The organism is Chryseobacterium echinoideorum, from assembly GCF_007474535.1.
Classification (GTDB): domain Bacteria; phylum Bacteroidota; class Bacteroidia; order Flavobacteriales; family Weeksellaceae; genus Chryseobacterium; species Chryseobacterium echinoideorum.
Genome location: NZ_VKNW01000018.1, coordinates 24,018 through 36,700 on the forward strand (window position 1 = coordinate 24,018; position 12,683 = coordinate 36,700).

The window sequence follows — 12,683 nt, forward strand, 5'->3', positions numbered from 1 at the left end:
ATTAATTCAGAGTTTTATTTGCTAGTGTTGAAATCTTGTTTACTCCATATAAAGCCAAGATTTGTCTCAGTGGAATTTTTTCTTTGAACTTAAATATTGAATTTGATTGGTCTTGAGTATATATTTCTTTATCTAATTCAGTTTCGTTGATTATTTTTTTTAGGTCTTCCATTAGATAAGTGGGTTCTCTTTTACCATTTTCAGATTTTTGCTGTTCATACATTTTCTGCATTAAGGATGAATTTGCAATTTTTTCAGAAAAACCATTGTTAATAATCTTTATAAATTTTTCTCCTTCCTTAACTTCTTTTTTTATTAATTCTTCTATGCTTTTATAAAACCCATCTGAAACTTCTTGATGTTTAAAATTAACACCTGTACCGTATTGAATAGAAGTTCTCCATTTTCTAATATCTCCTTTATTAGATACAATGTTGAAATTTGAAAGTGTAACTGTTAGATTTCCGTCTTTAATGGGATGCCTTCTGTATTTTGAGTCTTTAGTTCTTTTAGGAGGATTGGTAAAAATGTATTCTTCAAATGAATTTAAATTTATTATACCGTTTAAGTTAATCTCTTGTTGTACAAATAACTTTTCAGGTATTGAATAATCATTTTGTTTTAAAAATTCCAAAGCCAATGCCCTGCTAACAGTAGGACAAACGGCATTACCTATTTGTCTCCATTTTGCATACAAATTCCCCGTAAATTGATATGTAATTGGAAAGCCCATAATAGAAGCAATCTCTCTAACCGTAGGAGATCGATATTCCCCATCTCCTTTACGAATATAATCTGATTTGTATATCAGACCTTCTCTAGATGTTCCACTTTTTGTAGCTGTTACTGTTCGGCTAGGTTTATCCAAGTTTTCGGGAAAAGACATTTTCCCCATACAATGATGATTTGTTTTCAATTCTTTTGATTGTCTCCATTCACATTCATAAAGCCCACTATCGTAAAAATGGTCAGTAAGTTCTATCGCTTTTATTTTTATTTCTGGATAAACGGGATCAATAATATCGCTTACGAATGGTTTTAAACTAGGAGGTGGTAGCTTGTTAATAAGTTGCCCTAGTGTTCTCCAAGAATTTAAAGAAGTACCTTTTTCTATGTGTGTTGGTGTAGGAATAATAAAAATTCTTTTAGAGATTATTTCTCCAGAAATAGATCTTTTACGCGATTGATGTGAACCATAATCTGCAGAATTTATAATAAACGTATTTGATAAGAGTCTTAACGCTTCATCTTCAGGAGATTTACCATTCTCTAATGCCCATTCTGCAAGATTTAAATCAGTAAATGTGTATACTTCTTGTAAATGCTTCTTAGAATTAACCACGTTTTCCATAAACCATCCTTCAAGAATAGAATTACTTTGATGCTTCTTTACAGCAACAATTCTTAAAAAGGTCTTAATTAAACGTAATCCTAATTTTTTATCGGCTTTACCTGACTTATTTGAAGAGGAAAAACTGACACAAGGCGGACTTCCTAAAATTATCGATGTATTAGGTATATTCTCAATTTCCTCTATTGAATTTTCAAAATCTAAAATATTTTTTATTTCACATTGAAGGTTAAAATTGTGGTTAAAAGTATCTACAGCTGGTTTCCAATGATCGTATCCCTGAACAATATTAAATCCCATCTGTCTAAAACCTTCTGAAAAACCTCCTGCTCCACAAAAGAAATCTATGATAGTTAATGATTTATTTATTTTTTTCACTGAATTTCGTTTTTGATTGATTTTCTAATCTTTCTTTAACAATTTCTACACAAGCTTCAATATTCTTCTTTATTTGGCACTCCCAAATTGTTATGGTAGACCATCCTAAAAGTTTTAATTCTTTTTGTTTTTTCAAATCACGTTCTTTATTTTTTAAGAATTTTGCTTGCCAGAACTCAGTGTTTGATTTAGGCACTCGATTATTACAATAAGGACATTGATGCCAAAAACATCCATTAACAAATATTGCTAATTTATCTTTTGAATAAGCTATATCTGGCTTACCTGGTATAGTTTTTAGGTGTAATCTATAACCCCTTATATTGTTACTCCATAAAGCACTTCTCAGAGCTAATTCGGGCTTGGTGTTTTTTCCCTTATTAGCACTCATCACTTTAGATGTCGATGTTTTTTCTGGGATTGGAGATCTTCCATCTCGTTTATATTCCATTATCTCACGCCCCATTTTAATTTATATTGGTCATATTCAAGCTAAAATAATATAAAATTCACAAATTGTTTTACGGTTTTCCGTAATTACTATATAAACCTTTAAATTTAATCAAAATACTTATTCAATTAAGCTTTTCGATTGATATTTATATTCCTATGTTTTTCTATATCAAATAAAGACAAGTTAGTTCAGAGAAATACACAATAAAGTTTTGGCGATAAGCTGTACCATATTATGAAATCAGTTAAGCTTGCATAAAATTCGTTTTAATAATTTTCAAAAAAATTGCTTTATTTCATGTCTGCTTTTTAGCACACTTCAACTCCCCAGCAAAATCCAACATCACCACCTGGCTTCCCTGAAACGGATTATAGGAAGGCTGATAATCAATATAGCCCGAAGAATGGAGATTCTTCAGGCATTTATGATAGGTGGCTTTTGAGCGGATTTTACTGATACGCATCACTTCATCGCGGGAAATACTGACCTGATTTCGGAAACGGCTGAAATTCCAGAACTGGAATAAGGCTAAATAGAGGCTGATGTGCGATGGATTAAGCGTATTATCCTGAGCCACCTTTTCATAGAAAGCTGTAAGATGTTTAATATAATTCATAATTTAGTTTCGGTGCTTCGAAATATCATTGCTTCTTCTTCAGTATTTCTTCGATGTCTTTGTAATTGTAATATAGTGTCCCGCCGACACGGATGTAAGATAAAGTTCCATTGATCCGTAGCTTCTGCAATGTTCCGGAGGAGATTTTCAGAAGCACTTTGACCTCTGATGAACGCAGCCATAGTTTCTGCTGGGAAATCTTGATCTGAAATAGGTTTTGTAGGTCTTCCAGCAATTCGGTTCTAAATTCCTGAAGGTCTTCTTTGGTGATTAGGTTTACGATCATAACTACTTCATTTTTATTTTTGACTTGGTTTTCTTCTACAAATTTGTAGCATTAAAACATTGAAAACAATAGTGTTATAAGGGCGTGGTCTAAATAAGAACAATCTGGATGATGCAGGAATCTTTTGGAGATTAAAAAAGAATAAATTGGAATCTACTAGATGGTTTACAAGAAAAAAGACGAGTTCCGAAGTCTTTTCCCCTTTTTGCAAAAAAGGCAAGAGAGTCTTGGATATAAAACTTGAAAAGTTTGTATATACAAAGACACATCTTGCTTAATTGTACCGCCGATTTTTCAGAGCTCTGAAATGTGACTGCATTTTATTGATTATTAACCAGTTGTATTAATTACTTTTTAAAATAAAAAAAGCAGAAATACAATGACTTCAGGGCAGCTCAATTTTTGAGCCGTATCGACAGTATCTGGCTCAAATCCTGCGCCGGGTTAGGGATGACCGGCTTACTTTTTGAGCCAGGTAAGCGTGTTGTGGTAACAATTTTGAGCCGGTTTTCAAAAAGGGTGCTCAATTTTTGCGCAGGGATATGAGTTGCTATAGTTTCTTGGATACAGTTTAGCAATATGGCGGTTTAATTTTTGAGCCGCATCGACAGTATCCGGCTCAAATTCTGCGCCGGGTTAGTGATGAACAGCTCACTTTTTGAGCCAGGTAAACGTTTTGTGGTAATATTTTTGAGCAGGTTTTCAAAAAAGTGGCGCAATTTTTAAGCAGGGATATTGAGCTGCTATACTTCTTGGATACAATTTAGAAATACGGATGTTTACATTTTGAACACGCATTTATATATCCTGTTAAATTTTTACGCAGGATTGGTGTTGGGTTGCTTAATTTTTGAGCAGGTTTTAAATTGACCTGTACACTTTTTGCGCAGGTTTCCAGTTGACCTGTATTTAAATCACACAGGTTTATGAAGGAATATCCCATCAATTTCTTATATGAATATTGATTATATTTGAATTACTTTGATACTTAGATAATGGAAATAGTATATCCAACCTAGATGTTTTGTTATTCGGTAACTGACACACCACTAGCTTGGTTGAACTGTGAAGCAGAAATTTTGTATTTCCCGTTTCAAAAAACTTTTCTAAATTAGAAATAGCATAATTATTTAAAAATATATTCATTAAATTATGGAAAAAATACTTGCATTTATTGACTTGCTTGGATTTAGTCAAATGGTAGACTCAGACGAAGATAAAGCAAGAGTGATCTTAAATGATTTTTATAATATTGCATTTAAAGAAATAAAAAAAAAACCGACGGTAAGCGGTCATTTGTTTTCCGATTCATTGTTGGCGTATTCTAATTCGAGAGAAGACTTAATCAATTGCCTTGGTGCAATCTATCAAAAATGTTTATCCAAAAATGCTTCTTATGATGAATTGTCAAAGTTTTTTCTTTTACCACGTGGTGCAATGAGTGTAGGAATTGTGAACGTTGAAGATAGACAAACAGCTCCTAATCTCACAAAAGACTTTATAATTAGTCAAGCATTAGTTCATTCAGCTAAATTAGAATCGCAAATAAAAGGAAGTCGTTTACTTGTGGCTGTTAAAAATGATCAACAGCAAAAACTTCAGCTTGATTGGAATAGACAGATAAAATATACATTGTATCAAGACGACGCTTTTAATTTTCTTGAAAACTATAAATACAAAGATGTTCTCTGGTTCTCATCATTTGATGATGAAAATAGTCAAAAGGATGAACTTATTAATTTAATTGACATTGCTATAAAATTAGTTAAAGATAATTCAAGAAATGAAAAAGTAATTTTACAACATATATGGACTTTAAGAATTGGACTTTTGTCCTATTCAAAATATTTAGAAGATGAAAATGACTCAATTTTAAATAAAATTATTCGAGATTTTAAGGCTGACCAGTATTGGCTTTTATGGATGACATTAATAGAAATGATTGTTAATAGTAAGAATGAATGGAAATACGTGTAAATTCCAGTGATATTGACCACCCTTGGAGTTCCAGGCGGTGAGACTGATGGATAAGTCTGTCCAGAATAGCATCAGCAATGGTCTTTTCACCAATGATGTCATACCAGCCCTGCACCGGGATCTGCGATGTTACAATGATGGATCCGTTGTTGTGACGGTCTTCTATGATCTACAGAAGGGTTATCCTGTTGGCACTGTCCAATGCCTGAAGACCAAAATCATCAAGGATGATCACATCCTGTCTTTGTATTTTTGCAAGTTCGCACAGGTATGACCCGTCTGCTTTTGCCATTTTTAGTTTGGCAAACAGCTTGGAAGTATTAAAATAATTGACCTTGAAGCCTTCGATACAGGCCTGATAGCCCAACGCAGTTCCCAGGTAACTTTTACCCACGCCTGTACTTCCTGTGATCAGGATGTTTTCATTTTTCTCTACGAACTCACATCCTGCAAGACGCATTACCAGATTACGGTCGAGATTGCGGGTGTCATCGAAGTTGACACTTTCAATACTGGACTTGTAATGGAACTTTGCATTTTTGATGCTTCGCTCTATGCGCCTGTTGTGCCTCTCATCCCATTCGGCATCGATGAGCATCGATATAAACTGGTCGAGGGTATAATGGTCTGTCCTTCCGCTTTCAATAGCGGTCTTAAAGGCATTGTGCATGCCGTAAAGCTTCATTTGCTTCATTTTGCTCACTGTCGGTTCGTTCATAACTGTTGGTATTTAATGATAATATTGTTTTCCTCTGATGTTGCCGTGATCAGGCAGTTCCTGCTCCTTTTCTTCTTTTTCCGAATCGATCATCTGATCCAGATTGTTCTCCAATATCTTCTGTACGGTCTTAAAGCTGTAGATCTTAAAATCCAATGCCCGTTTACAGGCATTTATCAATCGTTCCCTGCCTACTTTTTTTTCGAAGTTCAGGATTCCCAGGCAGCTTTTGTAGGCCTGCTCGGGATGATTCCGACTGTCGATAATTTGGAGGATATATTCTCCCACTGCAGTATCAATACTGTTGGCCCAATCGATAAAGCGGGCAGCACTCCATCCGGCAACGAACTGGTGGGTGCTGGCCAGATGTTCTGTAATGGTCGTGTAGACGTAAGGCTTGTAATTGCGTCTGTGCATTGCGATCCTGTTGTATTTATAGTAGATCTCCACGGTGGAAGATGTGTATAGGATCTTGATCTTCTTCTTGATATACTGGTACGGAACACTGTAGTAGTTCTTATCCCGGCTCAACTGTACGTGCCCGTTCTGCATCACTGTTGCAAAGGATTGGTACCTGATCTCAAAACGACGCTCAGGCAGTGGGCGCAGCTGCTGCTTCTCGTCCTCCAGGAACAGCTCGTAGCGGGAGTAAGGACGTCCTGTGAGCTTGCGTTTGTTATGAGAGTCCAACAGAACCCGGATCTCACTATTTAGTTCATCCAGACCGCAAGATCCCTGTTGAAGGTTGGCGTAGATCCTTCTGTACAGGATCTTGACCGCGCCCTCTACCAAGGATTTATCCCTCGGTCTGTAAGCCCTGGCAGGCAAGATGGTCGTTTCATAATGTTCGGCCAGATCGGCAAGGGTCTCATTGATGGTGGGTTCAAAACGGCTGCTTTTGATCACTGCGGATTTTAAATTATCAGGAACGATCGCTGCCGGTGTGCCTTCAAAAAAGCGGATGGCATTTTCTACAGATCGTACAAAATCTTCCTTCTGCTGGCTCATAGAAGCCTCAGCATACGTGTACTGGCTTGCTCCAAGGATAGCTACAAAAAACTGAACTTCCTTGAGCTCCCCGCTTTCCTTATCAATAATGGAGAGTGTTTTTCCTGCATAATCGACATACATCTTGTCACCGGATTTGTGATTCATATGCATCACCGGGTTCACACGCTTGCCCCAGATCTTGTAATGATGCCGGAACTGTGAACTCTGAAAACCATCAGGATGCAGTACAAGATACTGCTCCCACATATGATGTATAGTGATCCCTACCTTTTTGAGCTCACGTTCCATCTTTGGAAAAAAATCGTACAGGGACTGGAGTTTAGGATTGATGGTCTGAACCGTGTTATTGGAAAACAAAAGTTCCAGTTCGGCGTCTGTCTTGGTATTGATCGCATCAAGGCTCAAGCCCAGGATCTCATATAATGAAATGTATTTTTTTACGGTATTTCTGGAAAGGGATAAATAGCTGCTTATAAATAACTTGCTCTTTCCATTGCTGTAGAATTTTATGACTTTTCTAATTTTACTCATGTCTGTTATTTTATTTGCCATAATCCGCTTTTTTTAACGAATGTATGACGCTAACATCATGAAAAAATCAAGTCGTTTTTATCTCAAATATAACCCAAATAACAGGTGGTCATTTTGGACCGGAAAGTGGTGGTCACTTTGCTCCGAAATCAGTGGTCAATTTAAACCGAAATTAGGTGGTCAATTTGACCGTCTTTTCCACTCTGCATATTTGAACATATAAATTGTGGCGTTCTATTTTATGGTTTTCCATAATTAATTAAATTGATATTTATTTATATTTGTTTGTATATGAAAATTAAAGGATTATAATTATAAAAAACTAATAACTGTTCTCAAATCATGAAAATAAATTCTATCCAGATTCAAAATTTCAGGAAACTACAATCTTGTAAAATAGATTTTTCTGAAAAAGAAACAATTTTTGTAGGGGCAAATAATAGTGGTAAAACTACCGCAATGGATGCTTTGATGATTTTCCTTAAAACGAAAAGCTTCAAACCCCAAGATTTTACACTTTGTCATTGGAAAAGTTTAAATGAGATTGGAGAAAACTGGATTAAAGTGGATGAGCTGAAGGAAGAAGATAAGTCTATAAAACTATTAGAAAAATATCTTCCAGTGTTAGATTTATGGATTGAAGTTGAAAATTCGGAGCTTCATTATGTAAGTCATATAATTCCTACTTTGGATTGGAAAGGAGGTCTGTTAGGAATTAGGCTACGATTTGAGCCTAGGGATATGGGTGAATTAACAAAAGAATTTCTAACTCTTTATAATAAATCAAACAAGCTTTCACAAGAAAAAGGAAAAGATTTCAAGTTATGGCCAAAGACATTTTGGGATTTTTGTGAACGTAAACTTAGCGCTTATTTTACAATCAAAACTTATTTGCTTGATCCTGATAAGTATGATGAAAAGCAAGAATTGTTAGATAATAATATTCCGTTAGATGGAGATGTTTTAAAGGGTCTAATAAAAATAGATATTATTAATGCTCAAAGAGGATTCAGTGATGCAAATTCAGAAAATGTTGAAAGTAATAGCAGGAATTTATCTTCACAATTAAGAGCTTACTATGACAAACATCTTAATCCAACATTAGAGCCAACTGAAAAAGATATAGATGCATTAGAGTCAATCAATAATGCTCAAGATGATTTTGATAAGAATTTAAAAGAAAGCTTTAAGACATCTCTTTCAGAACTTGAAGGGTTGAATTATCCTGGATTTGGTAATCCTCAAATTCAATTATCAACTAAAGTTTCAACGGCTGATGGTCTACAGCATGATTCAGCGGTAAAATATTATCTTGATAAAGATTTATCGTTGCCTGAAAAGTATAATGGGTTAGGATATCAAAATCTCATATCAATCATCTTCAAATTAATACGTTTCAGAGACGAATGGATGAGAGTCGGTAAAAATGCAATAACTGACGATGAAGTTATAGAACCATTACATTTGATTTTAATAGAAGAACCAGAAGCTCATTTACATGCACAAGTGCAACAGGTTTTTATTAAAAAGGCTTATGAGGTATTGCGAAATAATGTGAATTTAAAAGATAATAAAAATTTTACAACGCAATTAGTCATTAGTACGCATTCCAGTTACATTGCTCACCAAAAATTTGAAAGTTTAAGATATTTTAAAAGAAATAATTCTTCAGCTCTTCCTACATCAGAAGTGATTAGTCTAAAATCAGTTTTTGGCGAAAAAGATAAAGAAACAGAAAAATTTGTGATTCGATATCTGAATACAACACATAACGATTTGTTTTTTGCTGATGCTGTTATTTTAGTGGAAGGTCCTGCCGAACGAATTCTAGTACCACATTTCATAAAGAATGAAAATTGTTTGTTGGATAGCTGTTATGTGACAATTTTAGAGATTGGCGGAAGTCATGCGCACAGATTAAAGTCCTTGATTGAAAAATTAGGCCTGATCTGTTTGGTTATTACTGATGTTGATTCTATCAATCCTAACGATAATGGAAAGAAATGTCAACCAGAACTAAAGAAAAATTTTAAAACTAATAATGATACCCTCAAAACTTGGCATCCACAAAAAGAGCTGTTAGACGATCTGTTGAATTTAAGCTCAGAAGATAAAATCAAAAAAGATTTACCAATTAGAATAGCTTATCAAAAACCGCTTGAATTTGATAATGGAGACAACAAAATCATTGTTTATCCCTACACATTTGAAGATGCATTGGTAATTGAAAACAAGGACAATTTTAAAGCTATTGCTGATGCGACAGGTCTTTTGAAAAAAATGGTGGAAGCCACTAAAAAAGAGGATTTAATAGAGTTAGTACAAGAGACATATACAATCATTAACGAGAAACAAGCTAAAAAAGCAGAATTTGCCTTAGATGTTCTATATTTTGAAGATCCCAAAAAGATTAAAACTCCTTCTTATATAAAAGAAGGTTTAGACTGGATTGAAGAACAATTAAAAAGTAATAAACAAGGATTAATCAACTAAACATAAGTTAATGGCTGAATATACTAATGAAATAGACGCTCCAGTTGATGATGTGATTTACAAAAGTATTAAACCCTCATCACCTCAAAGCTTTTTCCTTTTTGCAGGTGCAGGTTCAGGAAAAACAAGAACACTTGTAAATGTACTTGCTCGCTTTAAAAATGAATTTGGAGACGAATATAAATTAAGAAATAAAAGAATTGCAATCATTACTTATACTAACGCAGCAGCTGATGAAATTACTCATAGGCTAGAATATAGTTCAATACTTAATGTTAGCACAATTCATAGTTTCTGTTGGGAGTTAATAAAAAGCTTTACGCCCGATATCAAAGCTTGGATAAAGAGTAATTTAATTATTGAAATAGCAGAATTAGAAGTAGAACAATCTAAAAGTAGAAATCTAAATAATAAGACTTCTGTTGGTAGAGCAAAAAAAATAGAATCTAAAAATAAAAGACTTGCATCGCTTGAAACGATTAAAAAGTTCATTTATAACCCAAATGGGGATAATTTAACGAAAGATTCTTTAAATCATACTGAGGTAATTTCTATTACTGCTGATTTTATTAAATCAAAAGACTTGTTCAAACAAATTCTAATCAACAAATACCCTGTTATCCTTATAGATGAAAGTCAGGATACTAAAAAGGATTTAATCGATGCACTATTTGAACTTCAAAGTCAATATGAAGAAAGATTTTCCTTAGGATTATTTGGAGATACGATGCAGAGAATTTATTCAGATGGAAAAGAAAATCTGGGAATTGCATTACCAGAAAAATGGATTAAGCCTGCAAAAAAAATGAATCATCGTTCAAAGTCCAGAATAATTGACCTTATAAATAAAATTAGAGAGGACATAGATGGACAGGAACAATTGCCACGGCTTGAAAATACAGGTGGAATTGTTAGATTCTTTGCCGTTTCTCGTGCTAAAAATAAATTTGAAGCAGAAGAGCTTATCCGCCATAAAATGAAGGAAGCAGCAAAAGATGATAAATGGAGCGGCGATGATTCTGAAGTTATGACTTTAACATTAGAGCATCATATGGCTGCAAGTAGAATTGGGTTTTCCAACTTTTTCGCACCTCTTTATGGCGTTGATAAATTAAAAACAAGTTTGTTAGACGGATCTTCATCTTCTGTTAATTTATTTACAAAAATAATTTTGCCCTTACATAAGGCTCATATGAAGAAGAATAAATTTGAGATTGCTAATATTGTAAAGCAGCATTCTCATTTAATAGATAAGCAGACATTACAAAATGATGATAATAAATTAGAAATATTACATACTGTAAATGGCAAGGTCAATGAACTATTGTCTTTATGGAATGAAGATAATTGTCCATTATTAATGGAGATACTAGAAAAAATTCAAGAAACCAATTTGTTCAAAATTCCATCTGTACTAAAAGTAGTTTTGAAAAGAGCTAATGTTGATTCAGATGTTGAGATTGAAGACGATGAAACATCGGAAGATGATGACGTTTTAAAAGCTTGGGAGGAAGCATTGAAAGCAAATTTTGTCGAAATTTTAAAGTATAATGAGTATATCAACCAAGAATCGAAATTCGGAACACATCAAGGTGTTAAAGGTTTAGAGTTTGAACGAGTTATGGTTATTATTGATGATGAAGAGTCCAAAGGCTTTATGTTTAGCTATGATAAATTATTTGGTTTAAAGCCACTTACTCCCACTGACAAGAAAAACATAGATGAAGGTAAAGAAACGGGAATAGATAGAACAATGCGGCTATTTTATGTCGCTTGTAGTAGAGCTAAAGAAAGCTTAGCAATAGTTGGTTATACAGATTTACCAGAAGAGTTGAAGAAAAATGTCATTGGCAACGGATGGTTTAGAGAAGACGAGCTGGAAATTATTTTATAAAGGAATATTTATAATGTGCATATACATACTTAAGCACCATGTATGAGACATTCCTCCCGACACTATCCCATAAAGTGTGTGAGCTAGTGAGACATTACCATTAAAACTGATATAATTACCATTATAGGAAAAAACTTATATATTTATATGAATTAGCTAAATTAGTCAATACTTGATCTGACAGTTATAATCAAATTTGTATTGACTAAATTCAACTATCCTTTTCCATTACTTAGTTTTAAGTCGACCCCTTAGAACCGCCATGTCATCACTCACTTTCTTATCCAAAATTTTAGCATAGTGCTGGGTCGTTTTTATATTCGTATGCCCCAGCATTTTACTTACACTTTCAATGGGAACACCATTTGACAAAGTAACAGTAGTAGCAAACGTATGCCTTGCGATATGGAATGTTAAATCCTTATTTATACCGCAGAGACTCGCAATTTCTTTGAGATAAGAATTCATTTTCTGATTGCTGAGAACAGGAAACAGAACATCTGAATTGACACATTGCGGATGATTCTCATATTTTAAAACCAGCTCCTGAGCCAAAGGCAATAACGGAACCCTAGTTGAAGTATCGGTCTTTTGACGATGGGTAAAAATCCATTGATCGCCATCAATCCCAATGTTTATGTTAGATTTTGATAATTGCTTGACATCCACATAAGCCAATCCGGTATAGCAGCTGAAAAGAAAGATATCTCGAACTTGGTTCAATCGATCTGATGCAAATTTCTTTTCATAGATCACCTTGGATTCCTTCTTTGGTAAGATAAGGACGCTCCACAGTTTTGATCTTTGATTTGTAGCCCAGAAAAGGGTCTTTAGTGATCCAACCGTGCGCCATACACAAACGGATAATCTTTTTGAAATTCTTAAGATAACCTGAGTTCGGGATAATAATTGAGATAAACTTTGTAAAAAATAGCAATAATTCGTATATTTAAGTTTCTGACATTCAAATATTT

At 34.1% G+C, this 12,683-nt stretch carries 8 protein-coding genes and 2 pseudogenes; 3 read left to right on the forward strand and 7 right to left on the reverse strand.

The genetic code is table 11. The annotated features are described in order from the left end of the window. Position 1: 1 nt before the first annotated feature. The 4 genes from FOL89_RS17095 to FOL89_RS17110 form a co-directional block, all read right to left on the reverse strand. Positions 2-1,729, reverse strand: a complete 1,728-nt coding sequence (locus FOL89_RS17095) for a DNA cytosine methyltransferase (protein ID WP_228444953.1) — start codon at positions 1,727-1,729, stop codon at positions 2-4. Then, positions 1,713-2,180, reverse strand: coding sequence for a very short patch repair endonuclease (locus FOL89_RS17100; protein WP_144283967.1), 468 nt, complete (start codon positions 2,178-2,180; stop codon positions 1,713-1,715). The genes FOL89_RS17095 and FOL89_RS17100 overlap by 17 nt, the downstream gene beginning before the upstream one ends. A 298-nt stretch (positions 2,181-2,478) precedes the next feature. Continuing rightward, positions 2,479-2,799 (reverse strand): hypothetical protein, encoded by a 321-nt coding sequence (locus FOL89_RS17105; protein ID WP_185147006.1) that lies wholly within the window; start codon positions 2,797-2,799, stop codon positions 2,479-2,481. A 25-nt stretch (positions 2,800-2,824) separates the two neighbouring features. Next, a complete protein-coding gene (locus FOL89_RS17110; protein ID WP_144283968.1) occupies positions 2,825-3,085 on the reverse strand; it encodes a helix-turn-helix domain-containing protein in 261 nt (86 codons plus the stop codon). Positions 3,086-4,237: 1,152 nt separating this feature from the next. Here FOL89_RS17110 and FOL89_RS17115 point away from each other — a divergent pair. Next, positions 4,238-5,062: a hypothetical protein gene (locus FOL89_RS17115; RefSeq protein ID WP_144283969.1), complete on the forward strand. Its 825-nt coding sequence runs from the start codon at positions 4,238-4,240 to the stop codon at positions 5,060-5,062. On the opposite strand, the pseudogene istB reads toward FOL89_RS17115, so the two are convergent. Both istB and istA read right to left on the reverse strand, forming a co-directional pair. Next, positions 5,031-5,780: pseudogene (istB, locus tag FOL89_RS17120) on the reverse strand (IS21-like element helper ATPase IstB). The gene FOL89_RS17115 and the pseudogene istB sit on opposite strands and share 32 nt — an antisense overlap. Positions 5,781-5,792: 12 nt before the next feature. Then, positions 5,793-7,343 (reverse strand): IS21 family transposase, encoded by a 1,551-nt coding sequence (gene istA, locus FOL89_RS17125; protein WP_144283970.1) that lies wholly within the window; start codon positions 7,341-7,343, stop codon positions 5,793-5,795. Between the two features lie 321 nt (positions 7,344-7,664). Between istA and FOL89_RS17130 the strand changes: the two genes are divergently transcribed. Together FOL89_RS17130 and FOL89_RS17135 are read left to right on the forward strand one after the other, a co-directional pair. Further along, complete coding sequence (locus FOL89_RS17130) at positions 7,665-9,815, forward strand: ATP-dependent endonuclease (protein ID WP_144283971.1); 2,151 nt, start codon at positions 7,665-7,667, stop codon at positions 9,813-9,815. 10 nt (positions 9,816-9,825) lie between these two features. Next, complete coding sequence (locus FOL89_RS17135) at positions 9,826-11,709, forward strand: UvrD-helicase domain-containing protein (protein ID WP_144283972.1); 1,884 nt, start codon at positions 9,826-9,828, stop codon at positions 11,707-11,709. Positions 11,710-11,937: 228 nt separating this feature from the next. Here the strand turns inward: FOL89_RS17135 and FOL89_RS17140 are convergent. Then, a pseudogene (locus FOL89_RS17140) lies at positions 11,938-12,598 on the reverse strand (site-specific integrase); the annotation flags it as partial. Positions 12,599-12,683 lie beyond the last annotated feature (85 nt).